This window comes from Streptomyces sp. NPDC050617, from assembly GCF_040654795.1.
Taxonomy (GTDB): Bacteria; Actinomycetota; Actinomycetes; order Streptomycetales; family Streptomycetaceae; genus Streptomyces.
Genome location: NZ_JBFAIS010000030.1, coordinates 60576 through 83469, shown reverse-complemented (window position 1 = coordinate 83469; position 22894 = coordinate 60576). Strand labels below are relative to the sequence as shown.

General features: G+C 72.8%; 19 protein-coding genes. 13 read left to right on the top strand and 6 right to left on the bottom strand.

Going from position 1 to position 22894, the window contains the following annotated elements; genetic code table 11:
- The first annotated feature begins 156 nt into the window (after positions 1-156).
- Together AB0I49_RS31310 and AB0I49_RS31305 are read left to right on the top strand one after the other, a co-directional pair.
- Positions 157-2082, top strand: coding sequence for an ABC transporter ATP-binding protein (locus tag AB0I49_RS31310; RefSeq protein WP_363230512.1), 1926 nt, complete (start codon positions 157-159; stop codon positions 2080-2082).
- Complete coding sequence (locus tag AB0I49_RS31305) at positions 2079-3878, top strand: ABC transporter ATP-binding protein (RefSeq protein WP_363230511.1); 1800 nt, start codon at positions 2079-2081, stop codon at positions 3876-3878. The genes AB0I49_RS31310 and AB0I49_RS31305 overlap by 4 nt, the downstream gene beginning before the upstream one ends.
- A gap of 43 nt (positions 3879-3921) precedes the next feature.
- Here the strand turns inward: AB0I49_RS31305 and AB0I49_RS31300 are convergent, their stop codons facing one another.
- On the bottom strand, positions 3922-4506 hold the full coding sequence (locus tag AB0I49_RS31300; RefSeq protein ID WP_363230510.1) for a sigma factor-like helix-turn-helix DNA-binding protein: 585 nt from the start codon (positions 4504-4506) through the stop codon (positions 3922-3924).
- A gap of 655 nt (positions 4507-5161) precedes the next feature.
- On the opposite strand from AB0I49_RS31300, the gene AB0I49_RS31295 reads away from it, so the two are divergent.
- The gene (locus tag AB0I49_RS31295) at positions 5162-5491 is read left to right on the top strand and encodes a hypothetical protein (RefSeq protein ID WP_363230509.1); all 330 of its coding nucleotides are present in this window, start codon (positions 5162-5164) and stop codon (positions 5489-5491) included.
- A 31-nt stretch (positions 5492-5522) separates the two neighbouring features.
- Here the strand turns inward: AB0I49_RS31295 and AB0I49_RS31290 are convergent, their stop codons facing one another.
- Entirely contained in the window at positions 5523-6134 is a 612-nt protein-coding gene (locus AB0I49_RS31290) for a hypothetical protein (protein WP_363230508.1), read from the bottom strand.
- A gap of 179 nt (positions 6135-6313) precedes the next feature.
- Between AB0I49_RS31290 and AB0I49_RS31285 the strand changes: the two genes are divergently transcribed.
- The 3 genes from AB0I49_RS31285 (at position 6314) to AB0I49_RS31275 (ending at position 8570) form a co-directional block, all read left to right on the top strand.
- Entirely contained in the window at positions 6314-6568 is a 255-nt protein-coding gene (locus tag AB0I49_RS31285; RefSeq protein ID WP_363230507.1) for a DUF2277 domain-containing protein, read from the top strand.
- Positions 6569-6722: 154 nt separating this feature from the next.
- Positions 6723-7745 (top strand): PHP domain-containing protein, encoded by a 1023-nt coding sequence (locus AB0I49_RS31280; RefSeq protein ID WP_363230506.1) that lies wholly within the window; start codon positions 6723-6725, stop codon positions 7743-7745.
- 57 nt (positions 7746-7802) lie between these two features.
- On the top strand, positions 7803-8570 hold the full coding sequence (locus tag AB0I49_RS31275) for a nucleotidyltransferase domain-containing protein (RefSeq protein ID WP_363230505.1): 768 nt from the start codon (positions 7803-7805) through the stop codon (positions 8568-8570).
- A 107-nt stretch (positions 8571-8677) separates the two neighbouring features.
- On the opposite strand, the gene AB0I49_RS31270 is transcribed toward AB0I49_RS31275, so the two are convergent.
- Together AB0I49_RS31270 and ligD are read right to left on the bottom strand one after the other, a co-directional pair.
- Positions 8678-9661 carry an ATP-dependent DNA ligase gene (locus AB0I49_RS31270; protein ID WP_363230504.1) on the bottom strand — a complete coding sequence of 328 codons (984 nt, stop codon included), beginning with the start codon at positions 9659-9661 and terminating at the stop codon, positions 8678-8680.
- A gap of 108 nt (positions 9662-9769) precedes the next feature.
- Positions 9770-10672: a non-homologous end-joining DNA ligase gene (gene ligD / locus AB0I49_RS31265; RefSeq protein ID WP_363230503.1), complete on the bottom strand. Its 903-nt coding sequence runs from the start codon at positions 10670-10672 to the stop codon at positions 9770-9772.
- A gap of 41 nt (positions 10673-10713) precedes the next feature.
- Here ligD and AB0I49_RS31260 point away from each other — a divergent pair, with 41 nt between their 5' ends.
- Positions 10714-11748, top strand: coding sequence for a Ku protein (locus tag AB0I49_RS31260; protein WP_363230502.1), 1035 nt, complete (start codon positions 10714-10716; stop codon positions 11746-11748).
- A gap of 93 nt (positions 11749-11841) precedes the next feature.
- Complete coding sequence (locus AB0I49_RS31255; protein ID WP_363230501.1) at positions 11842-14211, top strand: phosphoketolase family protein; 2370 nt, start codon at positions 11842-11844, stop codon at positions 14209-14211.
- Between the two features lie 64 nt (positions 14212-14275).
- On the opposite strand, the gene AB0I49_RS31250 is transcribed toward AB0I49_RS31255, so the two are convergent.
- Positions 14276-16960: an AAA family ATPase gene (locus tag AB0I49_RS31250; RefSeq protein ID WP_363230500.1), complete on the bottom strand. Its 2685-nt coding sequence runs from the start codon at positions 16958-16960 to the stop codon at positions 14276-14278.
- A gap of 416 nt (positions 16961-17376) precedes the next feature.
- Here AB0I49_RS31250 and AB0I49_RS31245 point away from each other — a divergent pair, with 416 nt between their 5' ends.
- The 5 genes from AB0I49_RS31245 to AB0I49_RS31225 are packed head-to-tail and all read left to right on the top strand — an operon-like array spanning position 17377 to position 21681.
- The gene (locus tag AB0I49_RS31245) at positions 17377-18861 is read left to right on the top strand and encodes an ATP-binding protein (RefSeq protein WP_363230499.1); all 1485 of its coding nucleotides are present in this window, start codon (positions 17377-17379) and stop codon (positions 18859-18861) included.
- A 4-nt stretch (positions 18862-18865) separates the two neighbouring features.
- Entirely contained in the window at positions 18866-19273 is a 408-nt protein-coding gene (locus AB0I49_RS31240; protein WP_363230498.1) for a roadblock/LC7 domain-containing protein, read from the top strand.
- Positions 19270-19632: a DUF742 domain-containing protein gene (locus AB0I49_RS31235; RefSeq protein ID WP_363230497.1), complete on the top strand. Its 363-nt coding sequence runs from the start codon at positions 19270-19272 to the stop codon at positions 19630-19632. The genes AB0I49_RS31240 and AB0I49_RS31235 overlap by 4 nt, the downstream gene beginning before the upstream one ends.
- Entirely contained in the window at positions 19613-20236 is a 624-nt protein-coding gene (locus tag AB0I49_RS31230; RefSeq protein WP_363230496.1) for an ATP/GTP-binding protein, read from the top strand. The genes AB0I49_RS31235 and AB0I49_RS31230 overlap by 20 nt, the downstream gene beginning before the upstream one ends.
- The gene (locus AB0I49_RS31225) at positions 20233-21681 is read left to right on the top strand and encodes a cytochrome P450 (RefSeq protein ID WP_363230495.1); all 1449 of its coding nucleotides are present in this window, start codon (positions 20233-20235) and stop codon (positions 21679-21681) included. Before AB0I49_RS31230 ends, AB0I49_RS31225 begins: the two co-directional genes overlap by 4 nt.
- Here AB0I49_RS31225 and AB0I49_RS31220 read toward each other — a convergent pair.
- The gene (locus AB0I49_RS31220; protein ID WP_363230494.1) at positions 21585-22787 is read right to left on the bottom strand and encodes a hypothetical protein; all 1203 of its coding nucleotides are present in this window, start codon (positions 22785-22787) and stop codon (positions 21585-21587) included. The genes AB0I49_RS31225 and AB0I49_RS31220 overlap by 97 nt on opposite strands.
- Between the last annotated feature and the right edge of the window lie 107 nt (positions 22788-22894).

Below are 22894 nucleotides of genomic sequence, written 5' to 3'. Positions count from 1 at the left end.
GGCGGATACGCCCTGAAGGCCCGGCCGTGCTCCTCTTCTTGTGGGCGCTCTCGAAGCGCCCGCGCGCCCCTCGCGTGCTCTTCTTGTTGTTCCCTGACAGCTCCTTCGCCAATCTCTTATGGCCATTTACGTCCGGTGCTTACTAAAGTTCGGCAGATGACAGATTCGGGGATGAATCCGGGTACGCCTGATCGCCGTAGCGCCGGCCGCTATCTCTGGTGGCTGGCGGCCAGTCAGCGTCACCGGGTCGCCGTCGGCGCGCTGTTGGGCAGTCTCTGGATGGTCGGCCTGACGCTGCCGCCGTACGTGCTCTCCCGCGCGATCGACGACGGGCTGCGGGCGGACCGGACCGGCGCGCTGGTCGGCTGGGCGGCGGCGCTGCTCGGCGTGGGGGTGCTCAACGCCTGGCTGGCCATCATGCGGCACCGCACCATGACCAGGGTCCGGATGGACGCCGCCTTCCGCACCGTGCGGGTCGTGGCGCTCCAGACGGCCCGGTTGGGGGCCGCGCTGCCCCGCCGGATGACGGCCGGCGAGATCGTCACCATCGGGATGGGCGACGTCCAGACCATCAGCCAGACCCTGACCATCACCGGTCCGGGCGTCGGCGCGGTCCTCTCGTACATCGTCGTCGCCGCGCTGCTGCTGTCCGTCTCCTGGCTGCTCGCCGTCGTGGTGCTGCTCGGGGTGCCGCTGCTCGCCGTCGTGCTCGGCCCGCTGCTGGAGCGGTTGCAGGGCCGGGAGAGCGCGTACCGGGAGCACCAGGGCGCGCTCACCGCCCGCTTCGTGGACCTCGCCGGGGGCCTGCGGGTCCTGAACGGCCTGGGCGGCAAGGAGGTCTTCGCCGAGCGCTACCGGCAGGGCTCGCGGGCGCTCCAGGCGGAGGGGTACCGGGTCGGCTCGGTGACGAGCTGGATCCAGGCCCTCGGCCTCGGGCTGCCGACGCTGTTCCTCGCCGCCGTGACCTGGCTCGCGGCCCGGATGGCCGCCCAGGGCACGATCAGCGTGGGCGAACTCGTGGCGGTCTACGGCTATGTGGCTGTCCTGGTGGTGCCGGTGGCGTTCTTCATCGAGGGCGGTTACGACCTCAGCCGGGGCCTGGTCGCCGCGCGGCGCGTCATCCGCCTCCTGGACCTGGAGCCCGATCTCGCGGGCAGCGGGGCCGCGGTGGACGCCCCCGGGCCGCCGTCGGCGCTGCGCGACCCGGAGTCCGGCGTCGAGATCGCCCCCGGGAAGCTGACCGCTCTGGCCGGCGCCCGACCGTCGGAGACCGCGGCCGTCGTCGACCGCCTCGGCCGGTTCGCCGAGTCGGCGGCGACCTGGGGCGGCGTACGCCTCGGGGACGTCGACCTGACGCACGTGCGGGAGCGGATCATGGTGGCGGACAACGAGGCCGATCTGTTCTCCGGAACGCTGCGCGAGGTCGTCGCCGGCCGCGCGGACCCCGCCGCACTCGACGGATCCGGCGCGGACGCCCGGCCCGGTGAACCCGATCGAGGCGCCGGACCCGGTGAATCCGATCGAGGCGCCGGGCTCGGTGAATCCGATCGAGGCGCCGGGCCCCGCGTATCCGGCTCGGGAGCCGTCGGCCGGGCCCTGCGCGCCGCCGCCGCGCAGGACATCGTCCTCGGCCTGCCGAAGGGCCTCGATTCCCACATCGACGCGCAGGGCCGCAACCTCTCCGGCGGCCAGCGGCAGCGCGTCCGGCTGGCGCGGGCGCTGCTGGCCGACCCCGAGGTGCTGCTGGCCGTCGAACCGACCTCGGCGGTCGACGCGCACACCGAGGCGGCCATGGCCGACGGGCTGCGCGCGTTCCGCGCCGGCCGTACGACCGTCGTCACGGGCTCCTCCCCGCTGCTGCTGGACCGGGCGGACACCGTGTACTACCTGGAGGACGGCCGCGTAGCCGCCGTCGGCGGCCATCGGGAGCTGCTGCGCGAGAGCACGGGCTACCGCGCGCTGGTGGCGCGGGGCGCGGGCGGCCCGACCGCACCGGCCGGGAGCCCGGCCCCGGACGGCGACAGCCGCACGGCCCCGGACCGCGGCTCATCCGACACGAGGTCGCAGGAGGCCGCCCGATGACGACCGCCCCCGACCCGGCGACCGGCTCCGGCACAGCGGCCGGGCCTCCCGGCCGGCTGCCCGTCGCCGGACCGCCCCAGGTGCGCCGGGCCGCGCTCCGGCTGATCCGGCGGGACGGGCGGGCCTTCGCCGCCCTGCTCGTCCTCAACGCGCTGGCCGCGGCCGCCGGTCTCGTCGGCCCCTGGCTGCTCGGCCGCATCATCAACGCGGTCGGCGCCGGCGAGGGGCTGGGCACCGTGGACCGGTACGCGCTCGTCATCCTGGTCTTCGCCCTGGCCCAGCTCATCCTGGCGCGCTTCGCCCGCCGCGTCGGGCACCGCTTCGGCGAACGGACCTCGGCGCGCGTACGCGAGCAGTTCGTCGACCGGGCCCTCGCGCTGCCCGCCTCGGTCGTGGAGCGCGCCGGTACGGGCGACCTGACGGCCCGCGGCACGACCGACGTCGCGAGCGTCGGCACCACCCTGCGCGACGCCGCGCCCGAGGTGTTCGTCGCCGCGGTCGAGGCGCTGTTCATCCTCGGCGCGGTCTTCTTCCTCGAACCCCTCCTCGGCATGTGCGGGGTGCTCTCGCTGATCGGCATCCGGTACGCCACGCGCTGGTATCTGCGCCGGGCGCGCACCGCCTATCTCGACGAGGGCGCGGCCAACTCGGCGCTGGCGGAGGTCCTCGCGGCCGGCGCCACGGGCGCCCGTACGGTCGAGGCCCTCGGCTTGCAGGAGCGCCGGCTGATCGCGTGCCAGGAGGCGATCGAGCGGTGCCGCCGGACCCGGACCCGGACGCTGGGCCTGCGTTCGGTGCTCTTCCCCGCCGTGGACGTCTCCTACGTGCTGCCCCCGGTCGCCGTCCTGCTGATCGGCGGCGCGCTGCACGCCCACGACACGATGAATCTGGGCACGGTCGTGGCCGCGGCGCTGTACTTGCGGCAGTTGTCCACGCCGCTGGACACGATCCTGCTGCAGGTGGAGCAGGTGCAGAGCAGCGGCGCGTCCTTCGCGAGGGTCGAGGGGCTGAGCGGCGCGCCGCGTCCGCCGCGGAGCGCCTCCGCCGCACCGGCCGGCGACCGGATCGAGGTGACGGGCGCGCGTTACGCGTACGACGGCGGCGCGGACGTCCTGCGCGGGGTCGATCTGACGGTGCGGCCCGGCGAGCGGCTGGCGCTGGTCGGGCCCTCGGGCGCGGGGAAGTCGACGCTGGGCAAGCTGCTGGCGGGCGTCGAGGCGCCGGGGGCGGGGTCGGTGACGGTGGGCGGCGTGCCGATCTCCGGGCTGGCCCCGGACCTGCTGCGCGAGCACGTCGTGCTGGTGACTCAGGAGCATCACGTCTTCCTCGGCTCCGTGCGGGACAACCTGCTGATCGCCGCGCCGCACGCCACGGACGCGGAGCTGCGCGCGGCGCTCGCGGCGGTCGGCGCCGAGTGGGCGGCCGAGCTGCCGGACGGCCTGGACACGGACCTGGGCGCGGAGGGCAACCGGCCGGACGGCGCCCGGTCCCAGCAACTGGCCCTGGCACGCGTCGTCCTGGCCGATCCGCACACGCTCGTACTCGACGAGGCCACCGCCCTGCTGGACCCGACGGTGGCGCGCCATACGGAGCGGGCGCTGGCGGCCGTGCTGGAGGGCCGGACGGTCATCAGCATCGCGCACCGGCTGCACACCGCCCACGACGCGGACCGCGTGGCCGTGATGGACGGGGGACGGCTGACCGAGCTGGGCACGCACGACGAACTGGTGGCGGGAGGCGGCGCGTACGCGGCTCTGTGGCACTCGTGGCACGGGGAGCCGGTGGAGGGGGCGTAGGCGAGGAGGGGGCGTAGGCGAGCGGCCCGAGGCGGAACAGGGTTCAGCCCTCCTCATACGGTCCTCGCGCCCCTCCCAATTCGGCGACGATCCTGCGTTTCGCGTGCCGCGCGTGGGAACGGACCACGGTCGCGTCCACATTGAGCAGCGCGCCGATCCGGTCCTCCGAATAGCCGATCACAAAGCGCAGCACCACCACGTCGCACTGCCGCTCGGGAAGCCGCGACATTCCGCCGCGGGGGCCCGTGCGGTCGTCCAGCAGGGCGAGTTGCTGCCCGTACTTCCGCAGCAGCACGCGGGCGACGGCGGTGAGAGCGGCCGTCTGCGCCGCCGCCGTGCTGCGGCCGTTGTTCAGGAACCATTCGGCGATGTGCTCCTTGAACACCGTCCAGGCGTAGGAGTCCACGGAGGGCTGGAGCAGGACGTGCGCCCAGTGGTCGGCCAGCTGCTGATAGACGGCCTGGGTGAGTTTCTCCGCGCCGAGTGCGTCACCGGTGTGCAGGCGGGCGTATTCCAGCCATTTGCGGGCGTGGAATTCGTGGAACGCTTCGAAGGAGATCTCCAGCCGGCGGCTCGGTCGCCGCGGCGGCACTCCGCCGGCCGCGGGCAGGTCGAGGCCACCGGTCACGGCCGTCCCTCGACGCCGTACGGACCGTGTCCACGGGCCGCGCGGCTCACCGGCGTACGGGGCCCCACCAGCGACTCTGCTGAGGCCGGCCGCGGGAGGGCGGGCCTCCGTATGCCGTCGGCGGCCGACCGCGCCACAGTACAGAGCGAGAGGGAACGGACCCGGTCCGCGGTCACGAGGCACCTCGTTCCATGTCACCGCCGCTCTGCGCCCTTGAACAGACGTTGACGTCAGCGGGAGAGCGCGGGACTCCCGTCCCCAATGAACCTTATTTCAGGGCGGGTTGGGGCATGAATCGAGAATTCCCCTGCCCTGCTTCGGCATATGACCACGGTTTGCCAGGTGGCGGGCGCTTGGTCAATTCGTTCGAAGGGGTGAGTACCGTCCTGGCCGGAATTCTCCTGGTCTGAAGGGCCACTCCGTGGCAGGGACAGCGGGCGCCGGGCCGGCCGGGACCGTACGGACGAGGACGAGGAGACCGCGAAGAACCCAGGAGGGAACCGAGAAAGCGGAATGGCCGATTGCTCACTGTGAAGTGTGGCGCGTTAGCGAGGGACCGGCGGAGCGGGTCCGTGCCAAGATCTCGTCGACTTCAGCGCGCCGCTCGACTTCAGAGCGCCATTTCAGAGCGCCACTCGACCGCAGGGGGACCTCCATGCAGACCCGTCGCCGTCTCGCCGCCACCGCCGCCTCGCTCGTCGTCGCGGCCGGCGGGCTCGTCATCATCAGCGCGCCGGCCTCCTCCGCGGGCGCGCTGAGCTGCGGGATCGCCCGCATCACGGGGAGCGCCGGACACAAGGGCGCCTACGCGAGCTGTGACGCCATGCCCGAGAAGTGGAAGATCGCCATCAAGTGCTACGGCAACGGGGTCCACTACACACATTTCGGCAACGTCATCAAGGCCAACAAGTCCGGCGTCTCCACCGCGTGGTGCGACATCAGAGGCGAGATCGAGGACGACGGCATCAACATCGTCCCCGCCTGACGCGGCGCCTCACGGTGCTCCGCGGCGCGCCCTAAGCGGCTCGGCGCTCCTCGCCCGGCTCCGCGACGCGAGCGGCGTCACGAGCGGTGCTGTTGGACGCGGTGCTGTTGGACGCGGTGCTGTCGGGCGCGTCGTCGCCGGACCCGGCCAGCAGGGTGTAGAGCGCTCCCGGCGTGACGTAGCCGGACCAGCGCCGGTCGGCGAACAGGTGCGCGCCGGCGTCCTGGTAGCACTGGTCGACGAGCTGGGAGCAGATCATGTGCTTCGTGCTGGCCACGTAGCGGCGCAGCCCCGGCACCGGCAGGTGGACGCGGTGCGCGGCGATGGCCAGGAAGTCGAGGAAGCTGTACTCCACTCCGACGTACCGGTCGCTCGCCTCGCACACGGCTCCGCGCTGCTCTTCGGTCAGACCGTCGGGGCAGGCGTACACGACGTCCGCGTCGTCGTACTCCGAGAGGGACTTGACGCGGGCGCCGCCGGGTTCGGCTTCCAGGAGGCGTTCGTCGGGCAGGACGAGGAAGGCGTGTTCGTAGTCGGCGAATCCGTTGCCGTTGAGCCACTGGCCGAAGCGGATGAGCTTTCCGGTGGTGCCGGATATCTGGGTGAGCCCGATGTCTCCGGGCACGGGCGTAGCGTGGATCACGTACTGCTCCTGATCGTGTGGGGGGATGGACGGGCCGCGCGGGTGGCCTGCGCCGCGCGATGACGCCTCGTCACTGTGGTGATGCCCTCTGTGACCCCGCCGGTAACACGGATCGAGGCGCGGACATGCCATCTCGCCGACCGCGCGCCCGGCCGGCGCTCTCCCTCTACGCTGAGCGCATGTGCCGCAGCATTAAAATCCTCCGGCCGCCCATCGCCCCGGATGTCAGCGACGAGGACATCCGGGCGGCGGCGTTGCAGTACGTGCGCAAGGTCTCCGGGTTCCGCGCGCCCGCCGCCCACAACCGGGTCGTGTTCGACGAGGCCGTCGACGCGGTGGCCGAGGCGACCCGGAAGCTGCTCGACGGACTGGAGGTCCGAGGGACCGGTGGCCGTGGCAGCGGCAGTACAGGGAGCGGCGGCGAGGTCGCCTGACCTGCCTGCGCCGCCTGACCCGCCCGCGCCGCCAGGGCATCTGTTGCCGAGCGGGCCGCCCGGCCGGATCATGGTCATGGCCTCGGGAAACGAGGGCCGACACGGCGACGCGCCGTGAGGCCGACGCGCGCGTGGGGCGGCAGGCGGGTGAGCGATGGAACCGGTGGAGGCGCTGGACCGTATCGCGTTCCTGCTGGAGCGCGGGCAGGCCCCCACGTACCGGGTGCAGGCGTTCCGCACCGCCTCGGACGTCATCGCCTCGCTGCCGGCCGGGGAGCCCGCGGAGCGCGCCGCAGCCGGGACGCTGACCGAGCTGACGGGCATCGGCCCCAAGACCGCGCGAGTGGTCTCCGAGGCGCTCGCGGGTGACGTGCCGGAGTATCTGGCCCGGCTGGAGGAAGAGGCCGAGACGCCGCTCGCGGAGGGCGGCGGCGCCCTCCGCGAGGCGCTGCGCGGCGACTGCCATCTGCACTCGGACTGGTCGGACGGCGGCAGCCCCATCGAGGCGATGGCCCGCGGCGCGCGGTCCGTGGGCCATGAGTGGGCCGTGCTCACCGACCACTCCCCCAGGCTGCGCATCGCGAACGGGCTGACGCCCGAGCGGCTGCGGAAGCAGATCGAGGCCGTGCACGAGGTCGACCGGCGGCTCGGTAAGGGCTTCCGGCTGCTGACCGGCATCGAGTGCGACATCCTCGCCGACGGCTCGCTGGACCAGGAGCCGGGGCTGCTGGACCGCTTGGACCTGGTCGTGGCCTCGGCGCACTCCAAGCTCCGGATGGAGGAGGCGGCGATGACGCGGCGGCTGGTGGCGGCGGCCGCCAGCCCGCTGGTGGACGTGCTGGGGCACTGCACCGGGCGGCTCGTGACCGGAAAGGGGCGCCCGGAGTCGCGGTTCGACGCGGCGATGGTGTTCGCGGCCTGCGCGAGGTTCGGCACCGCGGTCGAGATCAACAGCCGGCCGGACCGCCTCGATCCGCCCCGGCGTCTGATCCGCCAGGCCCTGGACGCCGGGGTCCTGTTCGCGATCGACAGCGACGCCCACGCGCCGGGCCAGCTGGACTGGCAGATCCTCGGCTGTGCCCGCGCCGAGGAGTGCGGCATCCCCGCCGAGCGCGTCATCAACACCTGGACGGCCCGCTGGCTCCTGGAGTGGGCCCGCACCCGGCGGACTCCGTGACCGCCACGGAACGACCCCGAGGAACGGCCCGTCCGGCCCGCCACTATCCTCTCCCCCATGCACCCGGACGACGACGAAGCCTTCGCTGCCCGCCTGACGGAACAGCTCGCGGGCCTGCCCGCCGTGCGGGCGGTCGCCCTGGGAGGGTCGCGGGCCACCGGGACCCACCGGCCCGACAGCGACTGGGACTTCGCCGTCTACTACCGGGGCGAGTTCTCCCCCGACAGCCTGCGCGCGCTCGGCTGGCCCGGTGAGGTCTCCGAGATCGGCGCGTGGGGCGGCGGGGTGTTCAACGGCGGCGCCTGGCTCAAGGTCGGCGAGCGTTCCGTGGACGTGCACTACCGCGTCCTCGACGACGTCGAGCACCAGCTCGCCGAGGCCCGCGAGGGGCGGTTCGGCGTCGAACGCCTCATGTTCCATCTCGCCGGAATCCCGACGTACTTGGTCGTCGCCGAACTGGCCGTCAACAAGGTGCTCCACGGGGAGCTGCCCCGCCCCGAGTACCCGGAGCCGCTGCGGCGCACGGCGTTCGAGCAGTGGCGGGGAACGGCGGAACTGACGCTCGCCTACGCCCGTTCCGCCCACGCCGAGCACGGCCGCCTGGCCGACTGCGCGGGCGCCATCGCCACCGCCGCCTGCCAGGCGGCGCACGCGGTGCTGGCGGCGCGGGGCGAGTGGGTCACCAACGAGAAGACGCTGCTCGACCGAGCGGGGCTGCGCGGCGTCGACGACATCCTGGCCGCCCTCGCCCCCGAGCCGAAGGCGCTCACGGCCGCCATCGACGCGACAGGGGACCTGCTGAGGAGCGCGACCGAGTCCTCGTGACGGGCGGTACGGGGGGCTTCGTGACGGTACGACGTACGCGCGTACGCCCTGGCTCACGGAGCCCCGGCCCGTATCCGGGGCGGGCGCGCACGCACCAACGACATCGGTCAGTCGATGTCCTCGGGCGCCAGATCCGGTCGCAGCCGGTGCCATGACGGGTGCCGCAGGAGTCCGGCGCGCGTGCGGGTCGCGTACCCGATCTCGCCGACCAAGCGCGGCAGCACCCACCGGGCGCCGGCCACCGGCGGCACGGTGTCGAAGGGGCAGCGGTCGATCGCGGAGATCCGCAGCAGATCGGCGATGGCGGCGCGCTCGCGCTCGCTCCATCCGGTGCCGACGCTGCCCAGATAGCGCAGCGCGCCGCCGTCCTGGCGCTGTCCTACGAGCAGCGCCCCCGGAAGCCCGGTCAGCCGGCCCCGGCCCGGTACCCATCCGCCGACGATCGCGTCCAGGGTGCGGACGTGCCGGATCTTGATCCAGGCGCGGGAGCGGGTCCCCGGTTCGTACACGGAGTCGGTCCGTTTGAGCACGATGCCCTCCAGGCCCTGCTCGCGGGTGGCGTCCAGCGCCTGCTGCGCGTGGCCGACGACGGCGGCCGGCGTCGACCAGTGCGCGCCCCGCAGGTCCAGCCCCTCCAGCAGGCGGCGGCGCTCGGCGTACGGAAGCCCGGTCAGGTCGCGGCCGTCGAGGAACATGGCGTCGAAGAGGATCAGCCGGACCGGGACGTCCCGCGCCAGGCGGGCGGCCTTGGCGGGCGATCCGGAGAGCGCCATCCGGGGCTGCAGCCGCTCGAAGTCCGGGCGGCCCCGGCTATCGGGCGCGACGATCTCCCCGTCCAGTACGGCGGTGACGTCCGCGAGGGCGCCGCCCAGGGCGCTCAGTTCCGGGTACGCGCGGGTGATGTCGGCGCCGGAGCGGGCGCGCAGTTCCGCCGAGCCGTCTCCGGGGAGATACAGCACGCTCCGCTGCCCGTCGTACTTGGTCTCGGCCGCCCACAGCTCCGCCGGCCCCGGGACCGGCAGCCGCCCCGCGGTCGCGAGCATGGGGGCGATCCGGGGCAGGGGCGTGGGCGGCGCGGGCTGGCTGGCCATGGCCGAGATCTCGCCCGACCGGCCGCGGTTCACACGCGGTCGGCCGCCCTGTCCCCCGGACGGCGTACGGCCTGGTCGGCACGGGTCTGCGACCGGTCCGCGGCTGCCTCAGGGAAGCCGCCCCCGCGCCTCCTCCCCGAGGAGCGGTGCCAGCAGGTCGCCGCGCCCGGCCACCCGGTCCAGGACCTGTTCCGGTGTGAAGGCGAGGTCCCCTGGCGTGCGGCAGCCCTCGACCTCGTCCCAGTCGACCGGCGTCGCGATGTGCGGGCGTTCGCGCAGCCGCAGCGTGTACGGCGCGGCTGTCGTCTTGGCGGTCGTGTTCTGCGACCAGTCGATGAGCACTTTCCCGGCGCGCGCGTCGCGCGCCATCGTCACGACGACCAGCCGGGGGTGCTCGTCCTCTATCCGGGTGGCCAGCTCCTTGGCGTACGTGCTCACGGCGCGGCCCGCCGCCGGGCGCAGCGGCGCGTACAGGTGCATCCCCTTCGAGCCGGAGACCACGGGGCAGGCCGTCAGCCCGTCGTCGTCCAGGAGCTGCCGCAGCCGCAGCGCGACCCGGCAGCACACCACCAGGTCCGTGCCGGGTCCGGGGTCGAGGTCGAGTACGAGGCGGTCGTGGCCGTCCGGTCCCGCCGCGCCGGTCCACTGCGGGACGTGGAATTCGTACGCGCCGAGGTTCGCCATCGCCACCAGCGCGGCGGTCGAGTCGACGGTGATGTGGTCGACGGGCCCGTCCTTGCCGGGTACGGGCACCAGGCGCACCCAGTCGGGGGTGCCGCCGGGCGGGTTCTTGGCGTACCAGGACTGCCCCGCGGGGCCTTCCGGGGCGCGGACGAAGGAGGCGGGGCGGTCGGCGGTGTGCGGCACCATCGCGTCGGCGACCGTGGCGTAGTAGTGGAGCAGCTGGGCCTTGGTGTGTCCCGAGGCGGGGAAGACCACGCGGTCCAGGTGGCTCAGGGAGAGGTGGTGGCCGTCGAACTCCACGGCCTGCCGGTCCGGCGATGTGGGCATAGTGTGGAAATTCCCCATGGAGGTACAAAATTATGCGAACCATGTGGAAAGGGGCGATTGGTTTCGGGCTGGTCTCCGTGCCGGTCAAGCTGTACGCGGCCACCGAGGACCACGGCGTCCGGCTCCACGAGGTCCACGACAAGGACGGCGGGCGCATCCGCCGCCGGAGCGTGTGCTCCGTGTGCGGGGAGGAGGTCGGCTACGAGCACATCGCCAAGGGCTACGAGGACGACGAGGGCCGTACCGCGATCCTGACCAGGGACGACCTGGCCGACCTCCCGCTGCCCAGCAAGAACCTCATCGACGTGCTCGCCTTCGTGGACGCCGACCGGATCACGCCGCTGCAGCTGGCGCGCTCCTACTACCTCGCTCCCGAGAGCGGCGCCGCGAACAAGCCGTACGTGCTGCTGCGCGAGACGCTCAAGAAGACGGACCGGGTCGCCGTCAGCAAGATCACGATCCGGACGCGGGAGTCGCTGGCCCTGCTGCGCGTCCAGGACGACCTCATGATGGTGCACACCATGTACTGGCCCGACGAGATCCGCGACAGCGCCGGCCTCGCGCCGCCCGACTCCGTGACCGTGCGGCCGCAGGAGCTGAAGATGGCCACGAGCCTCATGGACACCCTTTCGGAGGACTTCGACCTCGACGATCTGGAGGACGAGTACCAGCGCGCCCTCGACGAGCTGGTCACCGCCCGGCTGGACAAGAAGACGCCCGCCGCGAAGACGGAGACCACCGCCGCGCCGGACAATGTCATCGACCTCATGTCCGCCCTCCAGGCGTCGATCGACCGCGCGGACAAGGAAGACAAGGGAGATAGGGAAGACAGGGCCAGCAGGAGCGGGGCCGGCGGGCGGACGGCCCGTAGCACCGCCAAGTCCGCCGCGTCCGCCAAGAAGTCCGCCGCGAAGAAGAGCACCGCGAAGGACGGCGCGAAGAGCACCGGCACGGCGAAGAGCACGACGAAGAGCACCGCGAAAGGCACCGAGGCCAAGAAGAGCACGGCGAAGAAGGGCGCCGCCAAGGCCACGAAGAAGGCCGCCGCCAAGAAGTCGTCCCGACGCGCGTCCTGAGGCGGGTCCGGTCCCGCTCCGCCCGGACGCGCATGTCCGGGCGCGCTGCGGGGAGGCGGGCCATAGTCGCCCGTACCCGACGAAGGGCTGCTCATGGAGACGCGTACGCCGCTCGACGCGGACGAACTCGACCACCTGCTGGCACACTGGCGCGCCCTCAACTACCTGGCCGCCTGCCAGCTGTACCTCACCGGGAACCCCCTGCTCCGCGAGGAGCTGCGGCCCGAGCACATCAAGCCCCGGCTGCTGGGACACTGGGGCACCTGCCCCGGCCTCAACCTCGTCTACACGCACCTCAACCGGGTGATCACGGCCCGCGATCTCGACGCGGTCTGCGTGTGGGGCCCCGGCCACGGCGGGCCGGCCGTGCTGTCGGGCGCCTGGCTGGACGGTTCGTACGGCGACGTGGTCCCGGACCTCGGCCGGGACGAGGCCGGGATGACCCGGCTCTTCCGGCAGTTCTCCTTCCCCGGCGGGGTGCCGAGCCACGCGGCGCCCGAGGTGCCCGGCTCCTTCCACGAGGGCGGTGAGCTGGGCTACTCCCTCGCGCACGCCTATGGCGCGGCGCTCGACAACCCTCAGCTGCTGGCCGCCTGTGTGATCGGCGACGGCGAGGCCGAGACGGGGCCGCTCGCCGCGTCCTGGCACGCGAACAAGTTCCTCGACCCGGTGCACGACGGCGCGGTCCTGCCGATCCTCCATCTCAACGGCTACAAGATCGCCAACCCCGCCGTGCTGGCGCGTCTGCCCCAGGACGAGCTGGACTCCCTGCTGCGCGGCTACGGCCACGAGCCGCTGCACGTCGAGGGCGACGACCCGGCCCGCGTCCACCAGGACGTGGCCGCCGCGATGGACCTGGCCCTCGACCGCATCGCCGCCCATCAGCGGGCGGCGCGGGTGGACGGCGAGACGCGGCGGCCCCGCTGGCCCATGATCGTGCTGCGCACCCCGAAGGGCTGGACCGGACCGGCGGAGGTGGACGGGCAGCCTGTCGAGAACACGTGGCGCGCGCATCAAGTGCCGCTGGCCGGCGTGCGGGAGAACGCCGATCACCGGCGGCAGCTGGAGAGCTGGCTGCGGAGTTACGCGCCGGACGAGCTGTTCGACCCCGACGGCCGCCCGCGCCCCGAGGTGCTGGCCTGCGTGCCCTCGGGCGATCGCAGGCTCGGCGCCAATCCGCACGCCAACGGCGGCCGGCTCGTACGGGAACTGCCGCTGCCCGACCTGAAGCACTTCGCCGTGCAGGTCGACAAGCCCGGCGACCAGTCGCACGAGCCGACGAAGGTGCTCGGCGGGCTGCTGCGCCAGGTGATGGCCGACACCGCCCAGCGCCGCGACTTCCGGGTGATGGGCGCGGACGAGACGGCCTCCAACCGGCTGCAGGACCTGTACGCGGCGACGGACAAGGCGTGGCAGGCAGAGACGCTCGCGACGGACGAGCATCTGGGGCCGCACGGGCGGGTGATGGAGGTGCTCTCCGAGCACCTGTGCCAGGGGTGGCTGGAGGGGTACGTGCTCACCGGGCGGCACGGGCTGTTCTCCTCGTACGAGGCGTTCGCGCACATCGTCGCCTCCATGGCCGCCCAGCACGTGAAGTGGATCGACAGCGCCCGCGCGATCCCCTGGCGCGCCCCGGTGCCGGGCTTCAACTACCTGCTGACCTCGCACGTCTGGCGCCAGGACCACAACGGCTTCTCCCACCAGGACCCCGGCTTCATCGACCACATCCTGAACAAGAGCCCGCACGCCGTACGCGCGTACCTGCCGCCGGACGCCAACACCCTGCTGTGCGTGGCCGATCATGTGCTGCGCACGCGGGACACCGTCAACGTCGTGGTCGCCGGGAAGCAGCCGACGTTCGACTGGCTCGACCTGGAGCAGGCCCGCGCGCACTGCGCGCGCGGCGCGGGCGTCTGGGAGTGGGCGGGGACCGAGCGGCGGGGCGCCGGGCCGGATGTCGTCCTCGCCTGCGCCGGCGACGTGCCGACGCAGGAGACGCTAGCCGCGGCGGGCCTGCTCCGCGAGCACCTGCCCGAGCTGGCCGTCCGCGTCGTCAACGTCGTCGACATGACCCGGCTGATGCCGCGGGAGGACCACCCGCACGGCATGACCGACCGCGACTACAGCGCCCTGTTCACCCCGGACCGGCCGGTGATCTTCGCGTACCACGGCTATCCCTGGCTGATCCACCGGCTCGCCTACCGGCGGCCCGGCCACGCCGACCTGCATGTGCGCGGCTACAAGGAGATGGGCACGACGACCACGCCGTTCGACATGGTGGTCCGCAACGACCTGGACCGCTACCGGCTCGTCATGGACGTCATCGACCGGGTGCCGGACCTCGCCGTGCGGGCCACCGGCGTGCGCCAGGCCATGGCGGACGTACGCGCCCGGCACCACGACTGGATCCGCGAGCACGGCACGGACCTGCCGGAGGTCGCCGACTGGCGCTGGTCCGGCTGAGGCCGCTCCCCCGCGACGAGTGAGGGGCGGCTTCGGCGGCCACCCCTCCCCTTGTCACGACGTGTCACAACCCGACGGCCGCCAGTTCCTCCCGCGCCTTCTTCGCGACGCCGTCCGCCCCGCATTCCTCGGCGAGGCCGAGCCCCTCGCGGAGCTGTTCGGCGGCGCGGGCGCACTGGCCGTCCAGCCGGAGCGCCGCGCCGTGGTCCACCAGCGCGGCCGCGTACTCGTAGCGGCTCGGGGAGCGGCGCAGATGGTCGACGGCGCACTCCAGCATGGACAGGGCCCTGCCCTCCTCGGCGAGCGCCGCGGCCCGGCGCAGCGCCTCGCCCATCGCGGTGTCGGTGCCGAACCGGGCCGCGTGCTGGACGGCCTGGGCCGACAGCGCGCGGGCACGCTCAAGGTCGTCGTCGGCCAGCGCGTCCGCGAGGTCGAGGGCCCAGGGCGCCCACAGGGTGTTGTTGCGGCCCCGCTCCACCAGCTGCCTGCCCGCCGCTTCCAGTTCGGCGACGGCCTCCTCACGACGGCCGCGGGCCAGCAACAGCCGCCCGGCGAGGCAGGCGGCGTCGGGCATCACGATCGCCGGCGAGTAGGGCGCGCGGAAGGAGTTGGCCTCCGCGACGGCCTGGGCCTCGGCCACATGGCCGCGGGCGAGCAGCGTGTCGATGAGCAGGCAGGTGCCGTCCCACTGGACGGGCAGGCCGGGCCCGAGGCGGCCGGCCAGCCGGAGCCCCTCGCGGAGAAACGTCTCAGCGAGGGCGAGCCGGCCGCGCCGACGGTGCACGAGGCCCACGAGGTCGTGGGCGAAGGCGAGGTGGGCCCCGCTCCAGCCGGAGATCTCGAAGGCGCGCACGGCCTCGCCGGACAGCTCCTCGGCCTGGTCGAGCCGGTCGGTGTAGGCGAAGGTCAGGCAGATGATGCTGGGGATCTCGAAGCCCCACTCGGTGTTGGTCCAGCCCATGCCCGCGGCGAGCCGGCCGTCCACGAGAGCGCGGTCGTTGACCTCCGTGACGCGCAGCGCGTCCTCGCCGCGGAGCATGCCGTCGAAGGCGCGCAGCGCGAGCAGGGCCCGCTCGGCGTCGTCGTGGCCGTCGAGCCGGTCGGCTATGTCGGCGACCCGCTGCGCCCGGCTGACGCTGTCCGCCTCGTGGGCCTGCATGCTCCTCCAGAGGTAGTGCGCGACCTGGAGCCGCATCAGGCCGGGGCCGTCGGGCGTACGGGCCGCCTGCACGGCCACCACCTCCGCGGCTTCGGGGAGCTGGCTGTTGTGCCCGTACGCCTGGGAGAGCCGGTAGGTGGCGTCGACGCGCAGTTCCTCCGGGAGATCGGGCAGGGCGAGCGCCTCGCGCAGGTGGTCGATGGTGGTGTGCGGCGAGGTGAGCAGGGTGGCGCAGCCGAGTTCGTACAGGAGGGCCGCGCGCTCCTCGTCCGGCGGCGGCTCCTCCAGGGCCCGCTCCAGGCAGCGGCGGGCCGCGTCCGGGGCGCCGACGGCGAGGTGTTCGCGGGCGGCCGCGCGCAGTTGCCGCACCAGCACCGGATCGTCCTCGGGGTGCACCTCCAGCAGATGCCGGGAGGCGGCGGCCGGACCGTGGCCCGCCTGGGTGACCGCCCAGGCGGCCTGTCCGTGCATGGCGGTGCGGGTGGCGGCCGGGATGGCCTGGTAGATGGCGGTGGCGATCAGCGGGTGGACGAACTCGAGGTCGCTGGAGCCGGTGAGGATACGGGCCTCGCGCAGCCGGTCCGCGCACTCGGCGGCCGCCGACGGGGAGACCGCGGCCAGGTTGGCGGCGAGCCGGGGCGAGATCTCGGTGCCGAGCACGGCCGCGGCCCAGGCGAAGCGGGTGGCCTCCGTGCCGAGCCCGGCCAGCCGGGCGACGAGGCCGCTGCCGCGGGCCTCCGCGCCGAGCCCGCGCAGCAGGACGGCGGAGTCCTCGACCGGTTCGATGGCGCGGTCGCGGGCCTTGGCGATGAGCTCCACGGTCTCGTACGGATTGCCACCGGTGACGGCCCAGACCTCGCGGCAGAAGGGGGCGTCGGCGCCGTCGCCGAGGGCCATGCGCACGAGCTCGGCCACGGCGGCCGGGGTGAGTTCGCGGAGCGCGACCGGGCGGACGTCGCGCCCGCCGACGAGGTCGGCGAAGGCCGGGGCGTGCTCGGGGAGTTCGTCGGGGCGGTAGGAGAGGACGACGAGGAGCGGGAGTTCGCGCAGCCGCACGGCGAACGAGGTGAGCCAGGCCAGGGATTCGGCGTCGGCCCAGTGCGCGTCGTCGATGACGAGGACCAGCGGCTCGCGGCCGGCGGCGAGTTGGGTGATGACCCAGTCGATGCCGTCGCGCACGCCCTGCGGGTCGGCCTGCTGCTCGCGGAGCGGGACCACGCCCAGCGCCGGTCCGGCGATGTCGTACCAGCCCTCGAAGAGGATTTTGCGCTCGGCGACCGTCATCGGCGCGATGGCGGGCTGGAGCAGCTGGCGTACGACGTGGAAGGGCACGGAGCGCACCGATTCGCTGCCGCGCGCGGAGAGTACGGTGCAGTGGCCGCGCTCCATGGCGATCCGCCGCACCTCGGCCAGTAACGCCGTCTTGCCCAGTCCCGCCGCCCCGCTGTACAGCAGCAGCCCGCCGAGGGGCGCGTCCCCTTCGGCGGCGTCCGCGCAGAAGGTGTCCACCGCCTGCTCGGCTGCGGCGATCTCCCTTTCACGCTCGAACAGGGCGGCGTTGTGCCGCTGTTCGTGCTGTTGCCCCGTCATGGCGGTGTCTCCCGACGGTCTCTCCGGGTACCTGGTGCGGCGATCCTAGTCGCGCCGGTGGCCGCGCGGGCGGGGTTCCGGGCAGGAGCACCGGCACGGATGACCTCCACACTCGAACGAACACACGTGCTGCGAATTCGCAAAAGAATTCGTGCGCGAAAGCGCGGGGCATTATGGACCCCCTCGAATTCACTCATCAGTGCGTCACTCCGAATATGACATCTTCGTCCCGCGGACCGGCGTGGCAAGCTACGCTCCATGGCGCGAAGTGGGTTGCCGTGACCACAGCACACCGCTGCCAACTGCTGCGCTGCCGCTGTTCTTCCAGGTAAAACAGGCCGGCGCCCATTCGCACTCGCAGCTCCGAAACCCATTCACCCCCTTTCACCTCCCTTTCCAAGAGTTCAAGGATCTCGATGGTTGGTATTGGCTCGTCATCCCATGCCAGGCGGCCCACCTCCGCTTTCATATGGCTGCTGCCCCCCGCCGTGGTCGCGGTCTGCGCGGTGGCCGCGGTAGCGGCGGTCACAGCCGAGGCGCGGACGCCGGTGGCCTGGTGCGGCACGGTGGCCACCCTCGCCGTGGCGCTCGTCGCGGCCGAGGCGGTACGCCGCGGGCGGCTGGTCGAGACGCTGCGCGCCCGGTCCGCCGAGCGGGAGGCCGCCCTGCAGGGCCAGCTCGACCAGCAGGAAGCGGAGATCATCCGGCTCGCGCAGGAGATGCTGCCCGCGGCGGTGATCCTGCTGCGCCGCGGCACCCCGCTCGACGACGTGCTCAGCCGCGTCCACCCGGTCGTCCAGCTGGAACCGGGGTACGCGAAGGCGCACCGGCAGCTGCTGCGCGCCGTCGTGGAGGCCGTCCACACCGAGGAGGGCATGCGCGACTCCGCGCAGCGCGCCTTCGTGAACATCGCCCGGCGCGTGCAGGCCATCGTCCATCAGCAGGCGACGGACATCCGGGAGATGGAGGACCGGCACGGCGCCCAGCGGGAGTTCTTCCGCGACCTGCTCCACCTCGACCACGGAAACGCTCTGGTCGGGCGGCTCGCCGACAGCATCGCCGTACTCGGCGGCTCGCGGCCGGGGCGCCAGTGGAAGTACCAGATCCCGCTGTACAACGTCCTGCGCGGCGCCATGTCGCGCATTCTCGACTACCGCCGGGTCGACCTGCATTCGGTGGCCGACGTCGCGATCGAGGGCCCCCTGGTGGAGCCGCTGATCCACGCCGTCGCCGAGCTGCTCGACAACGCCACGCGCTACTCCCCGCCGGAGACGCGCGTGCACCTCACCGCGATCCAGGTCCAGTCGGGCGTGGCCATCGAGATCGAGGACTCCGGCGTGGGTCTCACCGACGAGACCCGGCGGCGCGCGGAAGCGGTGCTGAACTCGATGCACGGCGGCCTGGACCTGGACGATCTCGGCGAGGCGCCGCGGCTCGGCCTGGCCGTGGTCAGCCGGCTCTCCAAGACGCACGACTTCCTGATCTCGCTGCGCCCCTCCGCCTACGGCGGCGTCCGGGCCGTCCTGGTCGCCCCGCAGGACATCATCCGGCCGACCCACGCGCCCGGTGGCGAGGTGGCTCGGGCCGCCACCTTCCCGCCCCCCAAGATCAAGAGGCGTCCGGGCTCGCCGCCTCCTCAGGTGCCGCCGCCCATGGAAGAGCCACCGGCCGCCGAGTACGACGGGGAAGGACTCCCGCAGCGACGGCGCCGCATGCCCAACACCCCGCGCATCCGCTCGTCCCGCGCGCCCGTGAACGCGCCGCGCAAGCCCGCCGAGAGCGAGCCGCCCCGCGAGCCCGGTCTGTGGATCGACTCCTTCATGAGCGGCTTCAACGGCTTGACGCCCGCGGCCGATTCGGGACAGCCGAACAGCGACGCAATGTCAGACAAGGAAGAGTAGCCAAGTGACGCAGCTGCGGTTCAACATGGACTGGATGCTCAAGGACCTGGCGACAGGTGTGCCCCAGACCCGCCACGTGATCGTGCTGTCCTCCGACGGCCTGCGCATGGCCCAGCACGGCCCCGACACCGACGCCGCCGACCGGCTCGCCGCCGCCTGCGCCGGCCTCCAGAGCCTGTCGACGGCCGTCGCCACCGAATTCCCGCACGGCGACGGGCATATGAGACTGGTCGTGATCGAGGTCAGCGGCGGCTTCTTCTACATGATGGCGGCCGGGCCGGGCGCGTACCTCGCGGTACTGGCCGACGACGACGTGGACACGGGCCTGATGGGTCAGCAGATGCGCGATCTGGTGGCCCGCATCGGTGAGCACCTCACCAGCCCGCCCCGGGTCAGCGGACCGGTGACATGAGCGAGGCGCGACGCCGCGCCTGGGACCCGGGCAACCCCGAACGGCTGTTCACCATCTCCGACGACGCGAGTCCGGTGCAGTACAAGGGCCCTCTCGACCTGGTGACGCTGATCGTCACCCGGTCCGTGCCGGACTCGGGGTTACAGCCCGAGCAGGCCGCGATTCTGCGGATGTGCGACTACCCCCTCTCGGTGGCCGAGATCTCCGCGTATCTGACCCTGCCCGTCAGCACCCTGCTCGTACTGCTGGACGAGCTGGTCGCACGGGAGCAAGTAGAGGCGCGGCCCCCGGTTCCGGCCGCCGCGCTGCCCGATATCCAGCTTCTCGAGGCGGTGATGCATGGACTACAGAATCTCTGACGCGTACACCGGCCCCAGGAGCGAGGACTACCTCCCCGCCTCCGCCGCCACGGCGGTGAAGGTGGTGATCGTCGGTGGCTTCGGCGTCGGAAAGACGACCTTGGTCGGTTCGGTGAGCGAGATCCGCCCGCTGACCACCGAGGAGACGATGACGCAGGCCGGCGTGGGGGTGGACGACATCGCCGGGGTGGAGGAGAAGACCGAGACCACCGTGGCGATGGACTTCGGCCGGATCAGCATCAACGAGCGGCTGGTGCTCTATCTGTTCGGCACCCCCGGCCAGCAGCGCTTCTGGTTCCTGTGGAACGGGCTGTTCGAGGGCGCGCTGGGCGCCGTGGTACTGGTCGACACCCGTCGGCTGGAGGTCAGTTACGACGTGGTCGGCCGCCTGGAGGAGCGCGGCGTGCCCTTCGTGGTCGCCGTCAACGCCTTCCCCGGAGCGCCCTCCTATCCGATGCGTGAGCTGCGGTCCGCCATGGACCTGCCGGACGAGGTGCCCATGGTCGAATGCGACGCCCGCGACCGCGGCTCCTGCCGCGACACCTTGATGGCGCTCATGCGATACCTCCACTCCATGACGACCGTATCCCCGGAGCGACAGTGACCTTCCCCGACGAACACGCCCGCACCCAGTCCCCGCTCGCGCCGCCGCCGCAGTGCCCGGCGCACGGCGGCGACTCCGGCGGGATCACCCGGCTGTACGGGCCCGAGGCCGAGACCGACCCGATGGGGCTGTACGAGCGGCTGCGCGAGCGGCACGGCCCGGTGGCGCCCGTACTGCTGGACGGCGACCTCCCGGCCTGGCTGGTGCTCGGCTACCGCGAGAACCTGGAGGTGGTCCGTACGCCCACCCGGTTCTCGCGCGACTCGCGGCACTGGAGCGCGCTGCGCGAGGGCAGGCTCACCGCGGACCACCCGCTGGCGCCCGTCTCCGCCTGGCAGCCCATCTGCGTCTTCGCCGACGGGCAGGTGCACGAGCGCTGGCGCGGGGCAGTCAACGACAGCCTGGACCGCTTCGACCGCCGCGGCATCCGCCGCCACATCACGCGGTTCTCCCACGAGCTGGTCGACGCCTTCTGCACCGAGGGCACCGGCGATCTCGTGCACCAGTTCGCGGAGCCGCTGCCGATGCTGGTGATGACGACGCTGCTCGGCATGCCGGACGACTACGGCCCGCGGCTGGTCGAGGCCGCCCGCGACATGGTCAAGGGCACGGAGACCGCGGTCGCCAGCAACGCGTTCCTCCAGGACACGCTGACCAAACTCGTGGCGCGCAAGCACGGCAGCCCCGGTCTCGACCTCACGAGCTGGCTCCTCGAACACCCCTCGGGGCTCACCGACGAGGAAGTCGTGCACCATCTGCGGCTCGTCCTCATCACGGCGTTCGAGAGCACCGCGAATCTGATCGCGAACACGCTGAAGATGGTGCTCACCGATCCGCGCTTCCGCGCCCACCTGGCGGGCGGCCATATGACCTGGCCGGACGCGGTGGAGCAGGTGCTGTGGGACGAGCCGCCGTTCACGACGATCCTCGGCCGCTGGGCGGCGCAGGACACGGAGCTCGCGGGGCAGCAGATCAAGGCGGGCGACGCCCTGGTGATCGGGCTCGCGGCGGCGAACACGGACTCCGTGATCCGCCCCGACCCCATGGCCCCGGTCCACGGCAACCGGTCCCATCTGGCGTTCAGCGGCGGCACCCACGAATGCCCCGGCCAGGACATCGGCCGGGCCATCGCGGACACGGGCATCGAGACGCTGCTGACGCGGCTGCCCGATCTCATCATCTCCTGCGAGGAGTCGGAGCTGACCTGGACCTCGTCGCTGATGGTCCGTCACCTCGACGCGCTGCCGGTGCAGTTCAGCCGCCAGGCCAAGCAGCCGCCCGCGCCCGATCCGGGCGCGGCGTGGGAGGCGTCGTTCGCGGAGCAGGACGCGGCGGCCGAGGCGCTCCGTCAGCTGCCCGCGGCGGCCCCGGAGCCGCCGGCCAGTACGCCGCTGCTGCTCAAATCCTGGTGGCGGTCGCTGGTCCAGTGGTGGCGCGGGCTCTGACGCGGTGCGCGCAGCTGGTCCCACCACCAGGCCACGGTCGGTATGGGCAAGGGCTCGGTGCTCGGGTCGGTGGGGCCGCTGCGCCAGGTGACGTTCAAGGTCGCGCCGGGTACGGGGAGTTCATGGCGGTTGCGCGGGCTGGCGTAGCGCGGGGCGGTGTCGGACCACCGTATGTTCCCGGCGATGAAGTGGCCCAGCCCTTCGAGGTAGCGGCGCAGGGCCGGGCCGGCGTCGTCGAGGAGCTGCTCGCGCAGGGCCAGGAAGAGGGTCATGGTGCGGTCGCGGACGGCCTGGGCGTCGGCGACCGCCTGGTCGAGGGTGCAGCGGTTGTGGTGCATGAGGACGTTGACGACGTTCTGACCGGGCTGTTGCCCGCTCGCGCGCCGGCTGTCCTCCTTGGCGTAGGAGAGGAGGTCGTTGTCGCAGGCCACGATCAGGCCGGTGGCCTCGGTCGCGGCCCGGACCGCGTCGGAGTACAGCTCCTCGGCCGGCACCTCGATGCCGTTGGCTATCTCGATGAAGGCCGCGTCGAAGCGGCCGCCGACGTCCGATATCCGGCCGGGCAGGTAGTCGGCGAGGGTCGGCATGATGCCGCGGGCGCTGTTGCCGTTCTGCCAGGCGACCCCCAGCAGGAAGTCGCGGATGCCCTCGGTGAGCCGCTGGAACTGCACGGGGGTGGTCAGCGCCCGGGTGCGCGCGACGAGGTCGTCGAGGGCGGCGGCCACCGGGCCCGTGCCGAGCATGCCGGACCCCGGCGCCTCGACGCAGCGCGTCATGCGGAAGCCGAGGTCGACGATGTCGAGGTGGCGGGCGGCCGCTGAGCCGGTGTCGAGCCGCACGTCGTCGAGGGCGAACATCCAGTGGTTCCAGATGGCGAAGAGGAACAGCGGTTCCTCTTCGCCGTACGGGGCCACGCGGCAGCTGAACTCCGTGGCGTGGGCGGCGAGGTTCCAGGCCCGGTCGACGTCGTTGGCGAAGATGCCGCTGGCGTCCAGCCAGTCGACGGCGCGCCGTTCGATCCGGTCGGCCCGCGGATGGACGGCTGATTCGATGGGGCAGTAGAACGGCGGCAGCGGCCGGCCGGTGAGAGGCGCGCTGGCGGGCATCTCGGCTCCTGGTGTCGGCGGTCCTGGGGCAAAAGCGGTCATGGTACGGAACTGTCGCGAAGGCGGAACTGTCGTGGGGCGGGGCTGTCCTGGGGCGGGGCTGTCCT